Source organism: Corynebacterium ulcerans, assembly GCF_000767685.1.
GTDB lineage: Bacteria > Actinomycetota > Actinomycetes > Mycobacteriales > Mycobacteriaceae > Corynebacterium > Corynebacterium ulcerans.
The window spans coordinates 1,099,806-1,125,353 of record NZ_CP009622.1 but is presented as its reverse complement, the minus strand read 5'-3'; the positions used below and the strand labels follow the sequence as shown (position 1 = coordinate 1,125,353).

General features: G+C 52.0%; 19 protein-coding genes and 3 rRNA genes. 1 reads left to right on the top strand and 21 read right to left on the bottom strand.

The window, feature by feature from the left end; genetic code table 11:
* Positions 1-21: 21 nt before the first annotated feature.
* The 19 genes from CULFRC11_RS11275 to CULFRC11_RS05065 form a co-directional block, all read right to left on the bottom strand.
* A complete protein-coding gene (locus CULFRC11_RS11275) occupies positions 22-183 on the bottom strand; it encodes a hypothetical protein (protein ID WP_023635624.1) in 162 nt (53 codons plus the stop codon).
* 6 nt (positions 184-189) lie between these two features.
* Complete coding sequence (locus tag CULFRC11_RS05150) at positions 190-1,173, bottom strand: HAD-IIA family hydrolase (protein ID WP_023635623.1); 984 nt, start codon at positions 1,171-1,173, stop codon at positions 190-192.
* A gap of 44 nt (positions 1,174-1,217) precedes the next feature.
* Complete coding sequence (locus CULFRC11_RS05145; protein ID WP_023635622.1) at positions 1,218-2,441, bottom strand: hypothetical protein; 1,224 nt, start codon at positions 2,439-2,441, stop codon at positions 1,218-1,220.
* A gap of 105 nt (positions 2,442-2,546) precedes the next feature.
* Positions 2,547-2,663 (bottom strand): 5S ribosomal RNA (gene rrf / locus CULFRC11_RS05140).
* A gap of 114 nt (positions 2,664-2,777) precedes the next feature.
* Positions 2,778-5,863, bottom strand: a 23S ribosomal RNA gene (locus CULFRC11_RS05135).
* Positions 5,864-6,233: 370 nt separating this feature from the next.
* Positions 6,234-7,753, bottom strand: a 16S ribosomal RNA gene (locus CULFRC11_RS05130).
* Together the 16S, 23S and 5S rRNA genes form the textbook arrangement of a ribosomal RNA operon.
* 829 nt (positions 7,754-8,582) lie before the next feature.
* The gene (tyrS, locus tag CULFRC11_RS05125) at positions 8,583-9,863 is read right to left on the bottom strand and encodes a tyrosine--tRNA ligase (protein ID WP_023635620.1); all 1,281 of its coding nucleotides are present in this window, start codon (positions 9,861-9,863) and stop codon (positions 8,583-8,585) included.
* A 48-nt stretch (positions 9,864-9,911) separates the two neighbouring features.
* A complete protein-coding gene (locus CULFRC11_RS05120) occupies positions 9,912-10,097 on the bottom strand; it encodes a Trm112 family protein (protein WP_023635619.1) in 186 nt (61 codons plus the stop codon).
* 118 nt (positions 10,098-10,215) lie between these two features.
* A complete protein-coding gene (gene argH / locus CULFRC11_RS05115) occupies positions 10,216-11,649 on the bottom strand; it encodes an argininosuccinate lyase (RefSeq protein ID WP_031270242.1) in 1,434 nt (477 codons plus the stop codon).
* 1 nt (position 11,650) lies between these two features.
* The gene (locus CULFRC11_RS05110; RefSeq protein WP_013911390.1) at positions 11,651-12,850 is read right to left on the bottom strand and encodes an argininosuccinate synthase; all 1,200 of its coding nucleotides are present in this window, start codon (positions 12,848-12,850) and stop codon (positions 11,651-11,653) included.
* 276 nt (positions 12,851-13,126) lie between these two features.
* Complete coding sequence (locus CULFRC11_RS05105) at positions 13,127-13,618, bottom strand: arginine repressor (protein WP_038620529.1); 492 nt, start codon at positions 13,616-13,618, stop codon at positions 13,127-13,129.
* An 84-nt stretch (positions 13,619-13,702) separates the two neighbouring features.
* Positions 13,703-14,722, bottom strand: coding sequence for an ornithine carbamoyltransferase (gene argF / locus CULFRC11_RS05100; RefSeq protein ID WP_038620527.1), 1,020 nt, complete (start codon positions 14,720-14,722; stop codon positions 13,703-13,705).
* Between the two features lie 17 nt (positions 14,723-14,739).
* Positions 14,740-15,990 carry an acetylornithine transaminase gene (locus CULFRC11_RS05095; RefSeq protein WP_023635615.1) on the bottom strand — a complete coding sequence of 417 codons (1,251 nt, stop codon included), beginning with the start codon at positions 15,988-15,990 and terminating at the stop codon, positions 14,740-14,742.
* Positions 15,990-16,925 carry an acetylglutamate kinase gene (argB, locus tag CULFRC11_RS05090; protein ID WP_023635614.1) on the bottom strand — a complete coding sequence of 312 codons (936 nt, stop codon included), beginning with the start codon at positions 16,923-16,925 and terminating at the stop codon, positions 15,990-15,992. The genes CULFRC11_RS05095 and argB overlap by 1 nt, the downstream gene beginning before the upstream one ends.
* 67 nt (positions 16,926-16,992) lie before the next feature.
* Positions 16,993-18,153: a bifunctional glutamate N-acetyltransferase/amino-acid acetyltransferase ArgJ gene (gene argJ, locus CULFRC11_RS05085; protein ID WP_023635613.1), complete on the bottom strand. Its 1,161-nt coding sequence runs from the start codon at positions 18,151-18,153 to the stop codon at positions 16,993-16,995.
* Positions 18,154-18,208: 55 nt separating this feature from the next.
* A complete protein-coding gene (gene argC, locus CULFRC11_RS05080; protein WP_023635612.1) occupies positions 18,209-19,252 on the bottom strand; it encodes an N-acetyl-gamma-glutamyl-phosphate reductase in 1,044 nt (347 codons plus the stop codon).
* Between the two features lie 140 nt (positions 19,253-19,392).
* Positions 19,393-21,903 (bottom strand): phenylalanine--tRNA ligase subunit beta, encoded by a 2,511-nt coding sequence (gene pheT / locus CULFRC11_RS05075; RefSeq protein WP_023635611.1) that lies wholly within the window; start codon positions 21,901-21,903, stop codon positions 19,393-19,395.
* Between the two features lie 49 nt (positions 21,904-21,952).
* Entirely contained in the window at positions 21,953-23,008 is a 1,056-nt protein-coding gene (gene pheS / locus CULFRC11_RS05070) for a phenylalanine--tRNA ligase subunit alpha (protein WP_023635610.1), read from the bottom strand.
* 168 nt (positions 23,009-23,176) lie between these two features.
* Positions 23,177-23,989, bottom strand: coding sequence for a TrmH family RNA methyltransferase (locus tag CULFRC11_RS05065; protein WP_031270239.1), 813 nt, complete (start codon positions 23,987-23,989; stop codon positions 23,177-23,179).
* A 204-nt stretch (positions 23,990-24,193) separates the two neighbouring features.
* Between CULFRC11_RS05065 and CULFRC11_RS05060 the strand changes: the two genes are divergently transcribed.
* Positions 24,194-24,736: a hypothetical protein gene (locus CULFRC11_RS05060; protein WP_031270237.1), complete on the top strand. Its 543-nt coding sequence runs from the start codon at positions 24,194-24,196 to the stop codon at positions 24,734-24,736.
* Positions 24,737-24,905: 169 nt separating this feature from the next.
* On the opposite strand, the gene rplT is transcribed toward CULFRC11_RS05060, so the two are convergent.
* Together rplT and rpmI are read right to left on the bottom strand one after the other, a co-directional pair.
* The gene (rplT, locus tag CULFRC11_RS05055) at positions 24,906-25,289 is read right to left on the bottom strand and encodes a 50S ribosomal protein L20 (protein WP_013241802.1); all 384 of its coding nucleotides are present in this window, start codon (positions 25,287-25,289) and stop codon (positions 24,906-24,908) included.
* A gap of 62 nt (positions 25,290-25,351) precedes the next feature.
* Positions 25,352-25,546 carry a 50S ribosomal protein L35 gene (rpmI, locus tag CULFRC11_RS05050; RefSeq protein ID WP_013241801.1) on the bottom strand — a complete coding sequence of 65 codons (195 nt, stop codon included), beginning with the start codon at positions 25,544-25,546 and terminating at the stop codon, positions 25,352-25,354.
* Positions 25,547-25,548: the final 2 nt, after the last annotated feature.

Below are 25,548 nucleotides of genomic sequence, written 5' to 3'. Positions count from 1 at the left end.
CAAACCTTCCTACGGTAAAAATTACTGAAGCGCGCTGTGAAGGACTTCATGCGCACGAGCTAAAAGTTCAGATTCTGCTGCGAGATCAGTCGGGGTCTCAGATAATATGTTCTCTAATTCGCTCTTCACCTCATCTGGATCTACCCCCTGCAGACGAGGATCATGGGGTTTCGGTGTCTCCATGATTGATCACTCCCAGTCTAGGAGCACGCGCTCAGCATGTTCCCCACGGGTAAACAGCTTTCCGGTCCATGCCTCATGTTCCCAAGCAATACCGGCTACCGTACGCAATGCTTCCATGGGCGTTGCGGCCGACGTTCCTCCGCTTAACTCAATATCATTGCCACACCACTCAGCATGGAAATCACCTTGACTACCAGGCAGAAGCTTATTAGGCGATGCAAATAAATCAGATAAATTTAGACCTAGGTAAGTCGGCCGTTCACAAGGGATAGCCCGCAACAGATCCCAATGCCGGGACACGCCAGTCATTACATGAAGCGTCGCCATATCTGCAGCTACGCCTCCCGCAATATCCGTATTGAGGCGGTCACCAATAGCTAATGGCGCAGAGACTCCCAAACGTTGAGCCGCCACGTTGAACATCGCAGCGCCTGGTTTTCCAGCAGAAACAGGGTGCACGCCTGTTGCATTGACAATAGCCGCAACCATTGAGCCATTTCCCACGCACAGTCCGCGCTCCGTCGGTAGCGTCGAGTCTAAATTCGATGCAAAGTAGCGAGCACCGTTCCGGATAGACATTGCGGCCTCAGAAAGCTCTGCCCATCCAGTTTCAGGGTTATGTCCGTGAAACACAGCACGTGGCTTTTCATCAGCGGATACTGCCACTGTATAACCAGCACTCCGTGCTAAGTCTTTAAAGGAGTCTGTTCCAAGCACATACACTGTATCGCCAGGCTGCAGGTATTCCGCTGCAAGGTCAATCGCTGCTTGTGCTGAGGTCAACACATCCTCGGGGCGAGCAGCGATGCCAATTTTCTGGAGCATCTCAGCCACGGCACTAGGTCCACGAGACGCATTATTAGTGATAAACGCTACGGGCAGCGTATTCTTCTCAAACGCCTCCACCGCCATTGGCAATGCCCTGCCTCCTTCCCAGACGGTTCCGTCGAGGTCAAAGAACAGAGCATCATGATGCTGGAGTAAAGACATACTCTTCAGCTTAGTTCACGTTGGTAGAAGCAGATAATTAGGGATTAAGAGAACTCCTGCAAACGTTCACTTGCATCGGTGTAACCATCCACATCTTGCTTTTCTGCAATAGCAAACCACTCTCGAGCATCATCTTTTCGTCCCGCAGCCAGTAGCGCATCTGCATACGCGTAGGACAAGCGCACCGCACCTAATCCGGTTGCAGCAGCATCAGGGTTCTCACGTTGCAAGATAACTACTGCAGAATCAGGTTGCCCTAGATCTAGACGGGCTCCTGCTACTACGATTGCAAGCTCAATCCGGGTTTCCGGGTCTAAGGATGCTGGATCCTCATCGCGAGCGAGCTCGATAGCCTTTTCTGGACGTCCCAGCCCCCTCTCGCAGTCAGCCATAACAGCGATGAGGCCAGGGCCTCCGCTCATACGACGCGCAGCACGTAGCTCAGCAAGAGCCTCTTTCCACTCTCCCGCATGATAAGCAGCAATGCCACATGTCTCTCGGACGACCGCTATACGGCCAGCACGGTCTTTGGCAGCACGTGCATGCTTCAAAGCGAGCTGCGCATCATCTGCCATCCATGTAGCCGCCATAATCATGTGTTTAGCTACTGCATTCGCATTATCTTTAGCTAAAACCTTAAGATCTTGCAGCACCATAGGATCCAGATCACGCACGTCAATGTCATCCGGCAAATCCGGTTCATTCACGCGGTTATTAATACGTTCCTCGCGGTAGCCTGGACGAATTGGCCCACGCTGTTGTTTATCCCGATCAGCTCCGCCGCGTTGTGAGTGACGGCGCTCCCCATCACGACCACGATCATTATTACGTGGTCGGTCAGAACGCTCTCCATCCCCACGACGATATTCTGGGCGTCCGCCTCGGCGGCGCTCCCCATTGCGCTCATCATTCCAGCTCTTACGACGATCATCCCGACGAGGCCCCCGCTTATCGTCATCCCAACGGGAACCCTGCCGACGATCATCGCGGCGGTCATCGCTTCTTCGTTTGTCCCGATCATCAAAACGCCCCCTGCGATCTCTGTCAAAGGGGCGCCCTGACTTACGGTCGTTCTCATCCCGACGTCGTCCATAGCCTTCTCGACGTCCGCCATTTGAGCTTCCAGCGCGTCGGTCATTTCCCTCATGACGATCATTACGCCCCCATGAGCTCTCACCACGGCGTCCCCGTTCACCACCTTGACGGCGGTCGTCACGAGACTTAAAGCCGCGCTGTGAGCGGCCTTCACGGGAATGAGAATCAGCCATAAAATTCCTTTATTAAAATGCGGAAATAGGGTGTGTAGTATAGAAGAAATTTTATCCTCCTACACAACACACACCCTATATAACCACTCTTCTATCAAATTTTTTGGTTGGCGGCGACCTACTCTCCCACACCCTCCCAGGTGCAGTACCATCAGCGCAATCGGGCTTAGCTTCCGGGTTCGGAAAGGGACCGGGCGTACCCCCGACGCTATAACCACCAACACATCCTATATAACACAACACACACGTGTCATGTCAGACACTGCACAGTGAACACAAGCAACAAAACTCTTCTTCTTTTTAAACGCTCCAGGCACAACACATTCACACCACATAAGGTGGTTGTTTATCGGTAAATTAGTACCAGTCACCTCCAAGTGTTACCACTCTTCCAGATCTGGCCTATCAACCCCCTCGTCTAGAGGGAACCTCAAAAGAAACCTCATCTTAAAACAGGCTTCCCGCTTAGATGCTTTCAGCGGTTATCCCTTCCGTACGTAGCCAACCAGCCCTGCCACGGGCGTGACAACTGGCACACTAGAGGTACGTCCGTCCCGGTCCTCTCGTACTAGGGACAGCCTTCTTCAAGTTTCAACGCGCACGGCGGATAGAGACCGAACTGTCTCACGACGTTCTAAACCCAGCTCGCGTGCCGCTTTAATGGGCGAACAGCCCAACCCTTGGGACCTACTCCAGCCCCAGGATGCGACGAGCCGACATCGAGGTGCCAAACCATCCCGTCGATATGGACTCTTGGGGAAGATCAGCCTGTTATCCCCGGGGTACCTTTTATCCGTTGAGCGACACCACTTCCACAAGTAGGTGCCGGATCACTAGTCCCGACTTTCGTCCCTGCTCGACCTGTCAGTCTCACAGTCAAGCTCCCTTGTGCACTTACACTCACCACCTGATTGCCAACCAGGCTGAGGGAACCTTTGGGCGCCTCCGTTACATTTTAGGAGGCAACCGCCCCAGTTAAACTACCCACCAGGCACTGTCCCCAACCCAGATCATGGGCCAAGGTTAAGGTGCTCAATCCGATCAGAGTGGTATTTCAACTTGCGACTCCACCACACCTAGCGGCGCAGTATCACAGTCTCCCACCTATCCTACACAAACCGAACCAAACACCAATACCAAGCTATAGTGAAGGTCCCGGGGTCTTTTCGTCCTGCCGCGCGTAACGAGCATCTTTACTCGTACTGCAATTTCACCGGGCCTGTGGTTGAGACAGCAGGGAAGTCGTTACGCCATTCGTGCAGGTCGGAACTTACCCGACAAGGAATTTCGCTACCTTAGGATGGTTATAGTTACCACCGCCGTTTACTGGGGCTTAAATTCTCCGCTTCGACCCCACAAGGGATCTAACAGGTCCTCTTAACCTTCCAGCACCGGGCAGGCGTCAGTCCGTATACATCAACTTCCACGTTTTCGCACGGACCTGTGTTTTTAATAAACAGTCGCTTCCCTCTATTCTCTGCGACCACCGTCAGCTCCATCAGTCTGTCACCAACAATGGTCCCCCTTCTCCCGAAGTTACGGGGGCATTTTGCCGAGTTCCTTAACCACAGTTCACCCGATCGCCTTAGTATTCTCTACCTGACTACCTGTGTCGGTTTAGGGTACGGGCCATAATGACACTCGCTAGAGGCTTTTCTCGACAGTACAGGATCACCAACATCAACCAAAAAGGTCTACGCATCACGCCTCACCCTATATGCAGCACGGATTTACCTATGCCACGGGCCACACGCTTACACCACAATCCAATAAGTGGCTCGGCTACCTCACTGCGTCACCCCATCACTTGGCTACTACCAACGAAGGTCCCACGCACAACCACACACACCCACACAAAGTATGAACACATGCAATTAATGGGCGGTTAGTACCACTGATTCACCACTTGTCGCATCACCACGGGTACCAGAATATCAACTGGTTATCCATCGACTACGCCTGTCGGCCTCGCCTTAGGTCCCGACTCACCCTGGGAAGATTAGCTTAACCCAGGAACCCTTAGTCATCCGGCGGAAAAGTTTTCCACTTTTCATTCGTTACTCATGCCTGCATTCTCACTCGCACACACTCCACACCCGGTCACCCAAATGCTTCACCACATGCACGACGCTCCCCTACCCAACCAACAAAAAATGTTGACTGCCGCGGCTTCGGCGGTGTACTTGAGCCCCACTACATTGTCGGCGCAGAACCACTCGACCAGTGAGCTATTACGCACTCTTTCAAGGATGGCTGCTTCTAAGCCAACCTCCTGGCTGTCTTCGCGATCCCACATCCTTTTCCACTTAGTACACGCTTAGGGGCCTTAACCGGCGATCTGGGCTGTTTCCCTCTCGACCAACGGAGCTTATCCCCCGCAGTCTCACTGCCACGCTATAACATTACCGGCATTCGGAGTTTGGCTGACATTGCTAAGATTGTAGTCCCGCTCAACCAACCAGTAGCTCTACCTCCAGCAAGAAACACGCAACGCTGCACCTAAATGCATTTCGGGGAGAACCAGCTATCACGGAGTTTGATTGGCCTTTCACCCCTACCCACAGCTCATCCCCTCAGTTTTCAACCTAAGTGGGTTCGCGCCTCCACAAAGTCTTACCTCTGCTTCACACTGGCCATGGGTAGATCACCCCGCTTCGGGTCCAGGACATGCCACTAACAACACCCTCGTTAGGATTCGCTTTCGCTACGGCTACCCACCAAAAGGTTAACCTCGCGACATGCCGCTGACTCGCAGGCTCATTCTTCAAAAGGCACGCCATCACCCCACAAAAGAGGCTCTGACGGATTGTAAGCACACGGTTTCAGGTACTATTTCACTCCCCTCCCGGGGTACTTTTCACCATTCCCTCACGGTACTAATCCGCTATCGGTCATTACAAGTATTTAGGCTTACCGGGTGGTCCCGGCAGATTCACAGCAGATTCCACGAGCCCGCTGCTACTCGGGGACATGCACAACCAGCGCACACATGCTTTCACGTACAGGACTCTCACCTTCTACGGCAGGCGTTCCCACACCACTTCCGCTAACACATGCACAAACCAGCAAAAAGATGGCAGCCTTTTTAACGCACACACCCCACAACACCACACACGCAACCCCTGCCAGGTATCACACGCACATGGTTTAGCCTCATCCACGTTCGTTCGCCACTACTAACGGAATCACAATTGTTTTCTTCTCCTACGGGTACTGAGATGTTTCACTTCCCCGCGTAAACCCCCACAACAGCTATGAATTCACTGAAGGGTAACCACACATAACTATGGCCAGGTTTCCCCATTCGGACACCCTCGGATCAACGCTCTATTGGCAACTCCCCGAGGCCTATCGCGGCCTTACACGTCCTTCATCGGCTCATAATGCCAAGGCATCCACCGTGTGCCCTTAAAAAACAACACACACAAAATATGCAAACAAAAAATACCAAGAACTAAAAAGAATAAAGATTATTACTCGCGTCCACTATACAGTTCTCACACAACACAACCACCCCCACACCAACAACAACCCACACAGGCCATCACCAGCACAAAAGCAGCCACAAGAATCAACACAACAGTGCATCATCCCAGACACCCAACAGCATGCCAACACAACAAACAAACAATCCTACAACCAACACAACACAACAACACACCATCACACAACCATGCACAGCCACCATCTGATTAGCAGCACACAATCACACACAACTTTGCTCCACCCGGATTTACAAATAAACAACAACAAACACCAACCAGTGAATGCTGGAAAAATAAAACTCCTTAGAAAGGAGGTGATCCAGCCGCACCTTCCGGTACGGCTACCTTGTTACGACTTCGTCCCAATCGCCGATCCCACCTTCGACCACTCCCCCCAGAAAACTGGTTGGGCCATGGGCTTCGGGTGTTACCAACTTTCATGACGTGACGGGCGGTGTGTACAAGGCCCGGGAACGTATTCACCGCAGCGTTGCTGATCTGCGATTACTAGCGACTCCGACTTCATGGGGTCGAGTTGCAGACCCCAATCCGAACTGAGGCCGGCTTTCAGCGATTCGCTCACCCTCACAGGCTCGCAACGCGTTGTACCGACCATTGTAGCATGTGTGAAGCCCTGGACATAAGGGGCATGATGATTTGACGTCATCCCCACCTTCCTCCGAGTTAACCCCGGCAGTCTCTCATGAGTCCCCACCATAACGTGCTGGCAACATAAGACAAGGGTTGCGCTCGTTGCGGGACTTAACCCAACATCTCACGACACGAGCTGACGACAACCATGCACCACCTGTATACAAACCACAAGGGAAAACGTATCTCTACGCCGATCTTGTATATGTCAAGCCCAGGTAAGGTTCTTCGCGTTGCATCGAATTAATCCACATGCTCCGCCGCTTGTGCGGGCCCCCGTCAATTCCTTTGAGTTTTAGCCTTGCGGCCGTACTCCCCAGGCGGGGCGCTTAATGCGTTAGCTACGGCACGAAAGTCGTGGAAGACCCTCACACCTAGCGCCCACCGTTTACGGCATGGACTACCAGGGTATCTAATCCTGTTCGCTCCCCATGCTTTCGCTCCTCAGCGTCAGTTACTGCCCAGAGACCTGCCTTCGCCATCGGTGTTCCTCCTGATATCTGCGCATTCCACCGCTACACCAGGAATTCCAGTCTCCCCTACAGCACTCAAGTTATGCCCGTATCGCCTGCACGCCCGGAGTTAAGCCCCGGAATTTCACAGACGACGCGACAAACCACCTACGAGCTCTTTACGCCCAGTAATTCCGGACAACGCTCGCACCCTACGTATTACCGCGGCTGCTGGCACGTAGTTAGCCGGTGCTTCTTATACAGGTACCGTCACAAAAGCTTCGTCCCTGTCGAAAGAGGTTTACAACCCGAAGGCCGTCATCCCTCACGCGGCGTCGCTGCATCAGGCTTGCGCCCATTGTGCAATATTCCCCACTGCTGCCTCCCGTAGGAGTCTGGGCCGTATCTCAGTCCCAATGTGGCCGTCCACCCTCTCAGGCCGGCTACCCGTCGACGCCTTGGTAGGCCATTACCCCACCAACAAGCTGATAGGCCGCGGGCTCATCTCGTACCGAAAAAACTTTCCACCACACACACTAAAGTGCGGTCCTATCCAGTATTAGACCCAGTTTCCCAGGCTTATCCCAGAGTACGAGGCAGATCACCCACGTGTTACTCACCCGTTCGCCACTCGAGTACCCCCGAAGGGGCCTTTCCGTTCGACTTGCATGTGTTAAGCACGCCGCCAGCGTTCGTCCTGAGCCAGGATCAAACTCTCCACAAAAAATCAGTCCAATAAAAGACCAACCAGGCTTCGTGAAAAGCCCAACCAAAACTGGCAAAAAAACAAACAACCAACAAAAAATAATCCATTGATCATTCATCAAAAAAATAATGAAAAAAGTAAAGCAAAAAACAGTGATCATCGATGCCTTGACGAGACAACACAACAACCACCCAACACCCACACACTGTGTGACTATTGTTTGTTCACATGGAATCCCACACCACAACCCACACAGGGCCATAAGCATGAAACACAACCATGTTTCGCATAAACAACTCATTTCCTTAGCACAACATTTTTACAAGCAAGCCACACTTGCCGGCCAAAACTGTGTACACCGTGATCATCACATAAAACATCATGTGATAACGCATCATTGTTTAACTACAAAACGTAGCTATCACCATGTCAACCATAAAATATATTTATAAGTACATTGGCACACTATTGAGTTCTCAAACAACACACCCACACCCCACACACCAACCATCATCAGCGCGCTACAAGCGTAAGTACAACAAACAGTAAACACAGTAACAACAAAAGTCAAACTCTTCGTTTTCTTTGTTCACCATCCGGTCACCATCTTGCAACCTCTCGGCCGCGGCGACTCGCATAAAGTTACACACCCTCAACAGAACACACAAATCCCCAGCTCACAGCCACTTTTAAAGCAGACCACTTGCAGAGGACTTTGCCAATCGATTCCTCAATGCCGTTTTCAACACACAACACAGCATTAAAAGGTGGATTCCTTTTACCGGAAACCGAATAAGCAAAAGGACCGTGAGAAGAAAGAAGTTCTTCTCACGGTCCTTGTTAACAGTTAAGTGTTAAACCGAACGCCCGCAAAGTTCTTTTTACCTTTACGTAAAACAACCCATGAGCCATGAAGTAGATCCTCGCTGCTTGGTTCCCAGGCTTCGTCGCTAATGCGAACGTTATTTACGTAGGCACCGCCCTCTTTTACTGCGCGTCGAGCGGCCCCCTTGGAATCGGCAAGACCCGAAGCAGCAAGCAGGTCAACGATGGTTCGAGCTTCCCCAGCCGCAATCTCCGCAACTGGGGTTTCAGAAACCGCGCCAATCAGTGTCTGCTCATCAAGGTCTTCAATCGAGGCTTTGCCAAAAAGAGCTTGAGCAGCCAATTCCACGGCAGCAGTAGCAGCTTCGCCATGGACAAGCGTTGTCATCTCTCGAGCGAGCCTCCGCTGTGCCTCACGCTTATGAGGGGCCTCAGCTACCTGGACTTCCAGTTCCGCGATCTCGGACTCGCTTAGGAACGTAAACCACTTGAGGTAATCAATAACAACCGTGTCTCCAGCATTGAGGAAATACTGGTACCAGGAGTAAGGGCTGGTCTGCTCAGGATCGAGCCATAGTTTTCCGCCACCGGTAGACTTACCAAACTTTTGTCCCTGAGCATCAGTTACCAACGGAACCGTCAAAGCATGGACTTTTGTGCCATCAACTCGTCGGTTCAGGTCAACACCCGAGATGATGTTGCCCCACTGATCTCCGCCACCGATCTGTAGGATGCAATCGTATTTTTTGCGCAGATGAACAAAATCGTTTGACTGCAGAAGCATGTAAGAGAATTCGGTGTAAGAGATGCCGTCGCTAGCAAGACGACGCTTCACCGTCTCGCGATCCAACATCGTATTCAGTGAAAAGTTCTTTCCTACATCGCGTAAGAATTCGATCACTGACATCTCCGCCGTCCAGTCAGCGTTGTTGACCATGATCGCATCGTTATTCTGACCGGATTCAAAAGAAACAAACCGTCGAAGCTGTTTTTTAATCGCCTCAAGATTCTGCGCAACTTTTTCTTCTGTGAGCATGACACGCTCTCCCACATCACGTGGGTCGCCGATCATGCCTGTAGCTCCGCCAGCTAGGGTTAGTGGCCTGTGCCCAAACTGCTGAAAACGGCGCAGCATAACCATAGGAACCAAATGCCCCGCGTGCAGGGAATCGCCGGTGGGATCAAAGCCACAATAAAGAGTAATGGGCTGTTCGCATGCTTCTTTCAGTGCATCAATGTCTGTGGAATCGTTAATTAAACCGCGCCACAGGAGTTCATCAACGATATTGCCATGCTGGGACATGTAGATAGGTTCCTTGATTGTGTGAGTATGGTGAAAATAAATGGAAAACTACTGGGTTTTCCCTTGAGGCCACGTAATCGCTTCATCTTCAAGCATTACCGGAATATTGTCTTCAATTCGATAGGCAATGCCAAGGCGATCGTTAACCAAGACATTGTCATGCTCTAGATAGCGCAACGGCCCTTTGTCTTGGGGGCATGCGAGAACTTCTAGCAGCTGGGGATCGATACTCATGGTTTTCTAGCGTACAACACCGAGATATTTTCCCTTTGCTTAGCGGACAATAGCAGCGAAGCCTCAACCCCTATCCAGGTTAAAGAAATAGGGGTCGAGGCTTTTCGACGTAACAAGTTTACGAGCGAACAGGAGTTTCAGCCCAACGGCGTAACTCCGCAGACGCTAGTTCAACGCGTTCCCGTTGTTTGGATACTTGCACTCCAGCGGTACCTCCGCGCGTCGCTCGCGAAGCAACTGCGCCTTCTACGGTGAGCACGTTTCGAACCGCAGAGGTCAAACGTGAGTCGACGCTAGCGAATTCCTCGTCCGTCAACTCATCGAGTCCTACTCCGCGTTGTTCTGCAATACGCACGCATGCTCCAGAAGCCTCGTGAGCTTCTCTAAAAGGCACGCCCTCGCGAACCATCCACTCAGCCAGATCCGTAGCTAACGTATAGCCGGCTGGGGCAAGTTCAGCCATGCGATCTTCATGGAATTCAAGGGTAGACACTAGACCTGTCATTGCAGGAAGAAGCAAGTTCAGCTGTGCAACCGAATCAACAATGGGTTCTTTGTCCTCTTGAAGATCGCGGTTATAAGCCAAAGGCTGGGCCTTAAGGGTTGCCATGAGTCCAGCCAGGTTACCGATCAAACGACCCGTCTTGCCCCTCGTCAGCTCCGCCACATCAGGGTTTTTCTTCTGCGGCATGATTGAGCTTCCGGTCGACCATGCATCAGACAATGTGACATAACCGTATTCTGGTGTGCACCAGTAAATGATTTCCTCTGCAAGGCGCGACATGTCAACTGCGATCTGGGCCAAAACGAAAGCTGTCTCAGATGCAAAATCTCGGGAGGACGTAGCGTCGATGGAGTTGTCCGCGGCGGAGTCAAATCCCAGCTCTTCTGCAATCGCCTCAGGGTTAAGCTTTAATGACGAACCCGCGAGTGCTCCTGAGCCGTACGGTGACACCGCTAAGCGCTTATCCAGGTCCTGAATTCGGTCTACATCGCGCAGCAACGGTTGTGCGTGTGCCAACAGCTGGTGAGCCAGCAAAACCGGCTGCGCAGCCTGAGAATGAGTCTTGCCCGGCATGATTGCTTCTGGATGCGCGCTCGCTTGTTGTACGAGGGCGTCGATAAGCTCGGTAACGCAAACAGCGATGCCTCGTATCGCGTCCCTAACCCACATACGGAAGAGCGTCGCAACCTGGTCGTTCCTCGACCGGCCTGCACGCAAACGTCCGCCAACTTCAGGACCTACGCGGTCGATGAGTCCGCGCTCCATTGCCCCATGGACGTCCTCATCACTGGGCAAAGGAGTAAAAGAGCCATCTGCTACATCCTTGCCCAGCTGGTCAAGGCCAGCCAGCATGGTCTCTAGATCCGAGCTGCTCAGAAGCCCTGCCGAGTGCAGCACCTTGGCGTGAGCTTTGGATGCTAGAACATCATAGGGAGCAAGAACCCAGTCAAAATGAGTGGACACGCTCAACGCGAACATCGCCTCGCTGGGGCCGCCGGAAAACCTTCCTCCCCACAGCGCACCTTCATTTGTTCCGTGCTTATTCACGTTAGCGAGCCTCGCGGTCACGACGGTTCGAGATCTTGGAGGACAAACCATGCAGCTCAACAAAACCCTTGGCCAAGGTCTGATCAAATGTATCGCCGGTGTCATAGGTTGCTAGATCAAAATCATAAAGTGAATGTGCAGAGCGGCGTCCATTGACAATGATCTTTCCAGCGTGAAGCACCATGCGGATATCACCAGAGACATGCTCTTGCGTGGAATCCACAAAAGCGTCGAGTGAACGCTTCAGCGGCGCGTACCACAGGCCGTCGTATACTTCCTCGGACCAACGTGCGTCGATACCGCGCTTATAGCGGGCAACCTCGCGCTCCAGAGTGACATCTTCCATAGCCTGATGAGCAGTAATCAAAGCAATCGCACCTGGTGCCTCGTAGACCTCACGAGACTTAATACCGACAAGGCGATCCTCGACCATATCCAGGCGTCCGATTCCCTGTGCGCCTGCACGACGATTGAGTTCTTCAATCGCCTGCAGAACTGTAACTTTGCGACCATCAATAGCCACAGGAGCACCGGCCTCGAAAGTAATAATCAGTTCATCGGGAGCGTTGCCCAACGCAGGATCTTCGGTGTAAGAGTACAAATCCTTTGTTGGAGGATTCCACAGATCTTCCAAGAATCCGGTCTCAACAGCACGACCCCACACATTCTGATCAATAGAGAAAGGCGATTTCTTTGATTGTTCAATAGGAAGATTGATCTCTTCCGCAAATGCGATAGCCTTATCACGCGTCCACGCGTAATCACGCGCAGGAGCAATGATCTCCAACTCCGGCGCTAGGTTGCGGAAACCAACCTCAAATCGGACCTGATCGTTTCCTTTGCCCGTACAACCATGTGAGACATGCGTACCGCCGTGTTCTTTAGCAGCCTCTACTAGGTGCTTTACGATCAGCGGGCGCGAGATAGCAGAGACCAAAGGGTACTGCTTCATATACATGCCATTTGCTTTGATCGTAGGCAAACAATAATCGTTAGCAAACTCGTCTTTAGCGTCAATCACGATGGACTCAACCGCACCGCAGTCGAGTGCACGCTGCCGCACGGACTCCATATCCTCGCCGCCTTGACCCAGGTCGAGCGAAACCGCAACGACCTCACCCCCTGTCATTTTTGCCAGGTAAGGAATAGCGACAGAAGTATCAAGTCCACCGGAGTACGCCAGAACGACACGATTGGTCATGTTTGCTCCTTAAAAATTCTCAACTGAATTGAATATGAGATGAAATTTTGATCATTATGCAGAATTTATGGAAAAGACGCAGGTTCAGTACCACTAAACTATCCATAAGTTTGGAGGTTCTACATATATGAATCCTTCTTTAGGTAGTTTATGCACTCATTCCCATAAATTGCGAAGCGAGATTTTCCGCCCCTAGGAAAGAACCCAGAAAACTCATGACTTAGGAAGCCAACTCACTGTTTTTATTGGCACTAAGTCGACTGAAAAACAACCAGATTAGTGCCCTGAGCGTCTTTGGCTAAGGAATTCTCCAAGGTCCTGACCAGTCATTGGATCGCGTGCCAGAACAAAAACGGTGTCATCGCCAGCGATAGTTCCAACTACTTCTTCCATTCCCACACGGTCAATGAACGAAGCTAAGAATGGGGCACCCCCAGGTGGGGTACGCAGCACAGCGATGTTGCCGGAGTGATCGACGGAAACGAGCAAGTCGTCAAGCATCTTGCGAAGCTTCTCCCGAGTACCTACCGTCGATGGCGCTGCTACCTCATCTGCAGCTCCCACCGCATAAAACGCACGCCCGCCCTCGGGGCGAACCTTTTTTGCCCCGAGCTCATCCAGGTCACGGGATAGCGTTCCCTGAGTGATTTCCACGCCCTTCGCTTTAAGCAGATCGGACAATTGCATTTGGCTCGACACTTGGTTTTGTTCGAGCAAATCAAGAATCAAGGCTTGCCGAACCGTTCGCGTAATCGGACTAGTGCTCATGGATTCTTCCTCACAACTTTCTCTTCGCTCCCCTAAAGTTATGCGGGGTACCGAATTCTTTTATATCGCTTTTACGCATCTATCCTAGGCTGTTGGTTGATAATCCAGCAGCCAAGACATGAGTGCTTTCTGCGCATGTAGGCGATTTTCCGCCTCATCAAAGACCACAGACTGCGGACCATCAATAACAGAAGCAGCAACTTCATTCCCCCGATATGCGGGGAGACAATGAAGAAATATAGCGCTCTCATCGGCGCGATCCATAATGGCATCGTTAACTTGATAAGGAATAAAAGGAGTTCGACGATCAATACCGTCTTTCTCCATCCCCATAGATACCCATGTATCTGTAATCACAATATGTGCCCCTGATACTTCATCAAGATCATCAGTAACAGTGATTACTGCCCCGGTTTGCTCAGCACGTTTTTTCGCGCGCGCTACGAACTCTGCTTTAGGCTGAAAATCAGCCGGAGCGATAATGCTTATGTTTACACCTGCCGTGGCAAAACCAATGAGATACGAGTTCGCCATGTTATTGCTGCCATCTCCAAGGTAGACAGCCTTTTTCCCACGCAAGCCACTGGGGCCTTCTTCCGCACAAAGATGTTCAACACAGGTCTGCAGGTCCGCCAAGATTTGGCACGGGTGAAGATCGTCAGACAAAGCATTAATAATAGGCACCGTGGCAGTCTGAGCCATCTCCTCCAGATTGCTGTGGGCAAACGTGCGCCACACGATAGCCGAGGTAAACCGGGAAAGGACTGCACCAGTATCCTGATAGGTCTCGCCCTTGCCCATCTGGGAAGCGTTGCTATCTACGACAATCGCGTTTCCTCCCAGTTGCGCAATTCCTGCGTCAAAAGAAAACCTTGTCCGCGTTGATGTCTTATCAAATAAGACCGCAACCGATTGAGGCCCTTCCAGTGGACGCAAAGAATACGGATGCTTTTTGAGCTGTGCGGCCAGTTCTAATACTTCACGCTGTTCAGAAGGTGTGAGGTCGTCATCAGCTAAAAAATGCCTTGCTAAAGCCTTTCCAGGTCCTGCCTCATCAAAGGTGTCAAAGGCGTCGTGAGAAGACAGTGTCGTATCCGTGTTCATTAGTGTGCAAGGTCCTTTCACTCAGTAGGAGCAGTCAGGGAATCAAACAGGCGCTCTATGCGTCCGACTGCTTCCACAATGTGTTCAGTGTCGATAATTAACGGCGGAGTAATCCTTAAGACGAATTCCGATGGAGCATTGAGAATCACACCAAAATCTGCTGCTCGTTGCGCCGCAATTTTTGCGATAGGCTGCTTCAGCACTACCCCCAACATAAGACCTCGACCGCGCACATAATCAACGGATTTCAAGTCTGATAGCTTGTCTTTGAAGATTTTCCCTTTTGCTCGGACGTCGGTAATAAAATCCTCATTTATTACGTCCAGTACTGCGCACGCCGCTGCGCAGGCCACAGGATTCCCACCAAATGTGGTTCCGTGCAATCCAGGAGTAAATAGATCCTTTGCCTTTCCATGCGCTATGCACGCTCCGATAGGTAATCCCCCACCTAAACCTTTGGCCATGGTAACGACGTCCGGCAACACCCCATCGTGCTGGAATGCAAAGAAGTCTCCGGTACGCCCGACACCGGTTTGAACTTCATCGACCACCATCAGGATGCCGTTATCAGTGCATAAGCACCGGACTTCTTGCAGGAATCCTTCAGGCGCTGGAATTACGCCGGTTTCCCCTTGAATTGGCTCTAGAAAAATAGCAGCTACGTCGTGAGGATTTATGGCGACAAGTTTGCGCAGATAGTCAAGGTCTCCATAAGGATAGAACTCGACTCCAACAGGCAAAGGACCAAAAGGAGCTTGCTTTTCTGGTTGTCCGGTTAGCGCCAACGCGCCCATCGTTCTTCCGTGAAAACCATGTTGTGCTGCAAGAATTCGGCTTCGCCTACTCAATCGAGCAAGCTTAAAAGCAGCCTCGTTTGCCTCTGTTCCGGAGTTGCAAAAGAATACTCGTGTATCAGAAGCGATAGCATCCGAGTCTGGTTGGCCTTGGCTAAACCGTTGGATGATTTTTTCTGCAGCATTCACCACAGGTGCAGAAGCAAAAAGGTTAGACACATGGGAGAAACTCTGGATTTGTGTTGTTACTGCCTCTGTAATAACAGGATGCCCATGGCCCAAGGAGTTCACGGCAATTCCAGCGAGAAGATCTATATGCTCCCTACCCAAGGAATCAGTGACTAGTGCTCCGTGTCCGTCAACGAGTTCCAATGCTGGAGTCCCATATGTGTTCATCACAACGTCAGGCCACTTTTCTCGTGCAGAACGGTGTCCAGCATGGCTTTTAGCCTGACATATATTTTCTTCCTGCATCATTTCCCTCCTTGAGTGTGTCTAAAAATTGTTGCTTCTGGGATCGCTGCATCCTGAGTCACCATCGTGCCAATACCACCAGATGTCAGCAGTTCCAGGAGAACTGCATGCGGAGTGCGTCCATCAATCACATGCGCTGCAGGTACGCCTTTGATAACAGCGTTAAGGCAACTTTCCATCTTCGGGATCATGCCTGCATGCAAGGTAGGAATAATCGCGCGAAGCTCAGCTACGCTGATTTTAGAAACAAGGGATCCCTTATCCGGCCACGCGGTATAGAGGCCTTCCACGTTGGTGAGAATAAGCAGTCGTTCCGCTCCTATGGCTGAGGCGAGTGCGCCTGCCGCCGTGTCCGCATTAACGTTATATATTTCTCCGTCATCACCGGGAGCAATCGTGGATACTACGGGTATTCTCCCAGCCTCGATGATATCCATGAGGCTCGCAGGATTGACAGCTGTAATGTCGCCTACCAAACCAATATCGGTAGCTTGTCCGCCCACTGCTACAAGTCGTTTTTCTGCTTGGAACAACCCCGCATCTTCACCTGATGTGCCAACCGCGTACGGGCCGTGGGAATTGATCAAACCGACAAGGTCCCGTCCCACCTGACCAAAGAGCACCATCCGTACCACCTCCATAATTTCAGGAGTGGTTACCCGAAAGCCCCCTTTAAATTCGCCTTCTAGCCCCAATTTATTCAGCATGGAGGAAATCTGTGGCCCGCCGCCGTGCACCACGACGGGTTTTGCTCCAACAGTGCGTAGGAAGACCATGTCCGCAGCAAACGCGGCTTTGAGAGACTCATCCACCATCGCGTTGCCGCCATACTTCACGACCACAATCTTGTCGCGGAAATGTTGCAACCATGGCAAAGCCTCAGCTAGCACTGTGGCTCTATCTTGTGCAGTGAGATGATCAAGCATATCTGTCATAGACAATGCCCTTCTCCAGTCTGGGGACAAGCGCAGATCATGATGCTCATTTTTGTCCCTCTACTTGTTAGGAGGAATAAGCTGAGTTAATTTCCACATATGAATGAGACAAATCGGTTGTTCGGATAAAGGCAGTTCCTGTGTGAGCAGTGCCCAAGTCAACGCGAACATCGATGTCGGTCCCGCTTAAGTCCACCTCTCGGGCATGAGGTGTTCCGGTCGATGCCAGGCATACTGGCTGATCATTAAAATAAACTGAAATATTATCGGGGTCCATATCAGCTTCTGCCATGCCGATAGCAGCAAGGACTCTTCCCCAGTTTGGATCTGACCCAAACATCGCGCATTTAAATAGATTGTCTCGCCCCAGAGTGCGCGCGGCGTGAAGCGCTTGGTCATCGTTGGTTGCACCGGTCACTGTAATGCGAACCCGCTTTGTTATCCCTTCTGCGTCCGATTGCAACTGATCGGCTATATCAGAGCACACTGCATGTATAGCCGATTCAAAGGCTTCCGTGCTGGGAGTTATACCCGATGCACCGTTGGCCATCAGTATTACGGTGTCATTGGTGGAGGTAGAGCCGTCAATATCAAGGGTGTTAAAAGTCTTTGCTGCAGCTTTCTCCAGCGCAGATTGTGCAACTTCTGAGGACACCGAAGCATCCGTAGTAATGCATACCAACATCGTGGCCAACGAAGGCGCCATCATTCCTACGCCTTTGCCCATTGCCCCCACCGACCAATCGGCCTCTTTGAGTACTGCTTGTTTACTGACGGTATCCGTAGTCATGATTGCTTCGGCGGCTTGCTCACCGTGGTCGCCTAGGCCGTCGACAAGCACAGAAGTCGCCGCTAGTAGCTTCTCGACGGGCAGAGGTTCTCCTATCAACCCCGTAGAGCATGCCGCGATGTCGGTGCTTTTGAGCGAAAGCGACTGCGCCACTGCGTCCACGATGGCCTGAGCATCCTGCTCACCTTGGGCCCCGTTGCAAGCGTTAGCATTCCCGGAGTTAAAGACAATGGCCTTCAAGGTCCCATCGCTTAGCGACCTCTTACTCAGTTTCACAGGCGCTGCCACAATTTTGTTTCTAGTAAAAACTGCGGCGGCTATAAACTCTGGCCCGTGGTTAACGACCAACGCCATGTCTTTATTACCGGAAGGCTTAATTCCTGCGGTTGTTGCGGCGGCAGAGAAGCCTTGAACAGCCGTGATGCCACTAGTGCTCATAATATAAATGTGTCCTTTTTCTTCTATCCCTGTGAACCGATACACAAGATCCGCCCTAGGGCGCAGTCCCGGTACGCGGAAGCCCTGACGTTTCGTCCCAACCCAGAATAATATTCATGCATTGCACTGCGGCCCCACCTGTTCCTTTTGTCAGGTTGTCGATCGCAGACGTAACGATGAGCTTTTCTGCCACGGAATCCACAGCTACCTGAATATGGCACATGTTCGAACCAACAACCGATTGGGTCTGAGGCTGCATCCCAGGAGGAAGCACCTGGACAAAAGGCTCCGACTCATAGGAACTAACGTATGCGTTATAGGCGTCACTGTGAGAAACTCCCGGAGCAATCGGAGCTATCGCGGTGGTAAGAATTCCCCGAGGTAACGGAGCCAGAATCGGAGTAAAGCTGACAGAAACCGGCGAGCTTGAATATTCTGACAAATTTTGGACTATTTCCGGCGTATGTCGGTGGCTACCCGCAACGTTATATGCGCTCAATGATCCCATTGTTTCCGCACCTAACAGACCCACAGCTGGCTTTTTCCCACCGCCGGAGACTCCCGTGACAGAAACAATAGATATATCCGGCCTAACAAGACCCATTTTTATGGCAGGCCACAGTGCCAACGTGGCCCCCGTAGGAAAGCATCCGGGTACCGCTACTTTGCGCGCGCCCCTGATTTGTTCACGATGCCCCGGCATCTCCGGGATTCCATATGGCCACGATCCTGAGTAGCTTCCCCCGTAATAGTGATCCCAATCCCCTTGATCGTGAAGGCGGAAGTCTGCAGCACAATCGATGACCACACACGAGTCCTGACATTCCTTAGCTATCTTCGCAGAGTGTCCGTGCGGCAAGGCCAAGAAAACTACATCATGACCAGCAAGTTGTTCTGGAGTAGTCGGTTGTATTACTCGGTCCGCAAGCTCCGGTAAATGAGGCATGAGTTTCCCCAATGGCTCTCCGGCAGTGGATGAACCGGTTAGTGTTCCGATTTCTAATTCCCCGCTCACATAACGCGGATGGTTAAGCAAAAGGCGGAGAATCTCTCCGCCTGCATATCCGCTTGCACCCGCGACTGCTACCGTGATCGTCATACCCCCACTATATACATAGTATTCCGTAACATGTAAGTATTCCGAGAATATTTACCCCGATGCCCCCTGTTTGGAAAACACAAACGCGCCACACACCCGACTTTTGGGATATATGTGACGCGTTAAATTACGTGTTTACATTAAGCACGCATAGCCGCACCAAACTTTTGCGTGGCTGCCTCAGCCGCCGCAAGTCGACCTTCGGAACATTCTTCATCCGTAAGAGTGCGGTCTTGTGCCCGGAAAACCAAGGAAAAGGCCAGTGACTTTTTGTTTTCCCCGAGGTTATCGGAACGGTAGACGTCGAAAAGCTCTACTTTTTCTAAAAGCTCGCCTGCGGCTTCTGCAATCACTTTTCGTACTGACTCCGCAGGTACGTCTTCATCTACAACCAGAGCCAGATCTTGGTGCAAGGTTGGGAAGGCAGACAACACCGGAGCAGGGAAAACATTATCAAATGGCATCGCAGTGATATCGAGTTCCATTGCACAGGTGCGCGGTGGCAAGCCCAAGCGATCTAGGATCTGCGGATGCAGCTCACCTGCGTAGCCTACGACTACCTCACCCAGGCGCAATTCTGCACAGCGGCCTGGGTGCCACGGAAGATATTCCGCATTCGAGACTTCAAGTTCTACCCCAGCTGCCCGCGCTACGACCCTCGCCGACTCCACGGCATCAGCATATGTGTAATCGCGTCCTTGTCCCCACGGGCCTTCATTCTCAATCTGCCCAGTGGCAACCGTAGCCACGTGAAGCGGCTGATACGGAAGCGAATCCAAAAGACCCTGCACATCATCCGCGCTTGGTCGAGTACGAACATCAAGCATTGGGGAAACCCCCTCGCCACGGTTAAATGCGACCTGTTGTAGACCGAAAAGGCTTACGGAGTGCTGCCCGCGGGATACGTTGCGAGCAACCGCTTCCAGCATGGACGGCAACAACGTGGTGGCAAGGATTGCATAATCGAAGTCGAGTGGGTTCTGCACCTTCACTGTACGTCTACGAGCGTCATCTGAGGGAAGCTCCCACAGATCAAAGCTGTCGCTCTTGATAAAAGGCGTGGGCAGAATTTCCGCGTACCCGTTATACGCCAGAGAATGTCCTATTGCCCGACGACGTTTCTGCGCACGGCTTAGCCCGGTCCCTACGGGTGCAGGGGGAACGATGGAAGGAATCTGCTCTAGCCCCTCCAAACGCAAAACTTCTTCTACCAGGTCAGCCGCCATCGTAATATCGTGGCGCCACGTTGGTGGTGTCACAATAAGCTCATCGCCCTCGCGTTCCACCACACAGCCAATTTCCTCTAAGCGAGAAATGACGGTTTCAGGAGAATAGTCAACGCCCGCGATTGCTGCTGGACGAAGCGCAAGCATGCGCACCTTTGGCATAGCAGGAACTTCCCCGATCAGGGTTCGCTCCGATTCGATGGTTCCGCCTGCAATCGACACCAACAGCGCGCACGCAGCATCGAGCGCTGTCTCCACTAGCGTGGGGTCGACTCCGCGTTCAAAGCGTCGAGAAGCTTCGGAACTTAGCTTATGCCTGCGTGAAGTCCGAGCAATCGTAATTGGATCCCAGTTGGCCGCCTCGAAGTAAACGTTTGTCGTCTCCGCAGAGATCTCTGAAACATTTCCGCCCATAACGCCTGCAAGCGATTGGATTCCAGCAGCATCGGCGATAACCACGTCTTCTTCCGAAAGCTTCCGGGTGATGTGGTCGAGAGTCTCCAGCTGCTCACCGGCGTGAGCACAGCGTACAACGAGGTCGCCGGTGATCACGTCCGCGTCGAAAGCATGCATTGGCTGGCCCAAGAGCAACATGATGTAGTTGGTCACGTCAGTCGCAGGATTAACAGGCCGTTGACCGGACAGCATCAACTCACGCTGCAGCCAGAAAGGAGATTCTGCAGCGGGGTCAATTCCAGTTACTTTACGCAGACCAAAACGTACTGCTTTTGTTTCAGGTTTAAGATCAACCGAAAGCGATGTGTTAGCTGCTGCAGGAACTGCAGAAACATCAATCCCTGCAACCCGAAGGTCTGCGGCAGGGTCAGCGTATTCGAGGTTAAAAGCAGAGGCTAGTTCCCGAGTCAAACCTCGCGCGGAAAGCGCATATCCGCGATCTGGCGTGATATTAACGTCAAAAATAGTGTCTTCTAAGCCCACAATAGCGCGAGCATCATCACCGGGTGCTCCCACGCCTTCCGGCAAGGTAATAATTCCTGAATTCTGCTTGTCTGCGAGTCCTAATTCAGCTGCCGAACAAATCATTCCAGCAGACATCCGCCCATAGGTCTCTCGGGCAGAAATTGCGAAATTACCAGGCAAGACAGCACCTGGCAGGGAAACCACCACGAGGTCTCCCTCGCGGAAATTACGTGCGCCACACACGATGGACTGCAACTCGCCAGTCCCGTTAGCGTCGCCTACGTTCACGTGGCAATGGCGGATGGGCTTTTTAAAACCGGTAAGTTCCTCGATCGTTTCCACGCGCCCGAGCACCAGCGGCCCGGTTGTCTCCGCGATTCCCTCATAGCCTTCGGTCTCAAACCCGACACGAACATAACCTGCGTCTAGTTCTTCCGGGGTCAAGGACCATCCCTTGTTGGAATGTCCTAGCAGTCTCGTTACCCAGTTTTGCGAGATAAGCATGTAAAACTAACTCCTGTTTTTGTCTTGAAAGATTCTCGGTGTGCGGGTTCTATGCTTGGACACCAAAAGGAAGGGTGAAGCGCACATCGCCTTCCACCATGTCGCGCATGTCGCTCAATCCATTTCTAAACTGAAGCGTTCTTTCAAGTCCCATGCCAAATGCGAAACCGTTGTAGACTTCTGGATCAATTCCCGCAGCCTTGAGGACGTTGGGGTTGACCATGCCGCAGCCACCCCATTCGATCCATCCAGCGCCACCCTTCTTATTAGGGAACCACACATCAACCTCTGCGGAAGGCTCTGTGAACGGGAAGTAATTAGTCCGCATGCGTGTTTTTGTCTCTGGTCCAAAGAGAGTTTTAGCCAGATGATCCAAGGTGCCTTTGAGATGAGCCATCGTCAGGCCTTTATCTACCGCTAGGCCTTCAATCTGATGGAACACCGGCGTATGAGTAGCGTCGAGCTCATCAGTGCGGAACACCCTGCCTGGGCAGACAACGTACACCGGAACGTCACGGGAAAGCATCGTTCGCATCTGCACTGGTGAGGTGTGCGTGCGCAGTACTTGGCTAGAGCCTGGCTCACCCACGTGGAAGGTATCTTGCAGCGTACGCGCCGGATGATCAGGAATGAAGTTCAGAGAGTCGAAGTTAAAGTACTCTGCTTCTACTTCTGGGCCTTCTGCAACTTCATAGCCCATTCCCACAAAAATGTCAGCGATGGTTTCGCTGAGTTCTGTGATCGGATGCAAAGCACCGAGCTGTCGACGAGTGGTAGGCACCGTGACGTCGACACGCTCAGCTTTCAGTACTTCTGCATTACGTTTTTCTTCCAGAACGACCTTGGCCTCAGCAAAATGCTTTTCGACGCGCCCCCTGGCCATATTAACGAGACGGCCCGCTTCTTTTCGTTTTTCTTTTGCAATCGATCCCAAAGCGCGACGTGCTTGCGGGATCGGCGCGGAATCACCCAGGTGCGCTCGACGCGCCTCAGCCAAGTCTTCCAAGGTCTGAGCAGTGGCAAAAGCCTCAATAGCTGCCTCGGCAGCGGAATTCAAGCTTTCTTCGGTTAAGTCCACCGACGAATTATCCGGTTGATCAGACACTCAGTGCTCCTCTGTTGGATCCATAGTCATTCGAGTAACCCTCACATCATACCCACACTGAGGTAGACAAAATGAGTCAGGGCGAATGAGGTACAAGCACCATTTCCGTTATTACGCTTTTACCCGATGCTTCCAACAGATTTATGCAGCTTGCCTGCAGCGGTTTTCCTAGTCCGCTAGGAGGGCCTTCGAAGACTCATAAAGACAAATAGACGCAGCAGTGGCAAGGTTCAGGGATTCAGCCCTACCTCGGATCGGGATGCTTACACGATGATCCGCTTTCTCCATGAGCTCTGAATCCAGGCCGTGTGCTTCATTACCCATAAGCCACGCAGTCGGGCTGGAAAGAGCCTCCCCCGGATTATCCAGACTCACTTCGCCTTGTGCGGTAGTCGCAAGAATCGTCAATCCACGAGCTTTGAGGGAATCCCAGACTCTCTGCATATTGGGTTCGCGCACTACCGGTATATGAAAAAGAGAACCCGCACTTGATCTCACAGCTTTAGGCCCCTGTGGATCCACAGTGTCTCCGGCAAAGATAATGCAGTCAGCTCCCATCGCATCTGCAACACGGATCAGTGTTCCGGCGTTACCAGGCTCTGCTGTTCCTACGGGGACGCATACTAAACGAGGTTGGCCTTTCAGCGCAGATTTAATATCCCACAGGACAGGTCGGCATACCGCAAAAATTCCAGTGGTGGTTACCGTATCCGACAAGCTCTTCGCAGCGCGATCGGTGATCGGATGAACGTACACGCCCATGTGCTTGGCAGCAGTTATCACATCGGCAAATCTTTGCGCTGCTCTTTCCGTGACAAACACGTCAGTGGCTGCACCAGTACTCACAGCTGCTTCAACGCTATTTTCCCCTTCTGCCAGGAACCGATCCGCCTTCTTTCTTCCTGCAGCCCGTAGAAGCTTTGCAGCGTTGACTACGCGGGGGGTTCTCTCACTAAAAGGCTGATCAAAATCCAGTTCCATGGAAAAAACCATATCAGTAATGCACAGTGCAGACCCATGACCCCCTCTTTCCTTGGACTCAACAAGAAATGAGTTGTGTATCACATCCAACAAAATTCAATTCACAAGAATTTCAATGTTAATTTTAAGGTTGCAAAATATGTGGTGCGTCACCAATTTCCGTCGTTCCACCGCCGCTTTTTAGGAAGGTTTCTCTCAAACACCATGAGTAACAAAGCTATCTATGGCGCGCTAAGCCGCGTTTTTTCTATCGTTCTCATTGTTGTCGGCGCTGCCGCTATCTTTGGCGGCACATACGCACATGGGTTTGTGCGCGAGCAACTAGTTCAGGAAAAAATCACCATGCCAACGCAAGAAGGCATCGACAAACTCAAGGACCAAGAATCCAAAGAAATCCTGACCAAGTGGATCGGTCAAGATCTCACTACCGGTCCACAGGCTAAGGCTTACGCAGACAATTACATCTGGCAGCATATGCTGGCTTCCGCCGATGGAAAAACGTTCCAGGAAATGGGAACTGTGATCAACGAGGCCAAGAAGAAGGGCGCATCCGAAGAGGAAATAGCTAAGCTACAAAAGATACGCGATTCTCTTTTCCAAGGAGACACCCTTCGTGGCATCCTACTGAGCGCTTATGGGTGGTGGCTTGTTGGATCGATCGCCATGTGGGCAGGCATTGGAATGGCAATTCTTGGCGTTATCCTCGCCATTCTAGGATTCGGAGTTATGCGCACCAAGCGCGCTTAACCCATTTGTTTTTCAAGCTCCTCTTCCGTCTTAGCTTGCGTGGAAGAGGAGCTTTTCCATAGACATGGAGCTTAACCGACGCCTGCCTGATGTCCGCATACTCCATAAACAGAACATCCGCCTCGCGCGATAGTGACGAGGCGGATGTTCTGTTTAATTTTCAAGCTAATTAGGCAGCCTTAGGAGCGTTAACGTCCTCAGGAAGAGCAGCCTTAGCAGCCTCGCAGATTGCGGAGAATGCAGCGAAGTCATTCACAGCGAGGTCAGCGAGAACCTTGCGGTCAACCTCGATCTCAGCAAGGCGAAGGCCCTGGATGAGACGGTTGTAAGTGATGTCATTCATACGAGCCGCAGCGTTGATACGAGTGATCCACAGCTTACGGAACTCAGACTTACGCGCGCGACGATCGCGGTAAGCGTAGGTCATAGAGTGGAGCCACTGCTCCTTTGCCTTACGGTACAGGCGGGAACGCTGGCCGCGGTAGCCCTTGGCGGCCTTGAGAATCTCGCGACGCTTCTTCTTAGCATTCAGTGAGCGCTTGACACGTGCCACAGTGAAAACTTCCTTATCGTTTTAGGTTCTTAAAGAGAAATGAGGATGATTGGAAGGCGCGATTACGCCATGCCCAAGAGGCGCTTGACGCGCTTGGTGTCAGCCTTGGAGACGTCCTCAGTACCCTTCAAGCGACGAGTGCGAGTGGAGGGCTTGCCCTCGAGAAGGTGGCGACGGTTGGCGCGCTCACGACGCAGCTTGCCGGAGCCGGTGACCTTGACGCGCTTAGCGGTGCCCTTGTGGGTCTTCTGCTTCATGG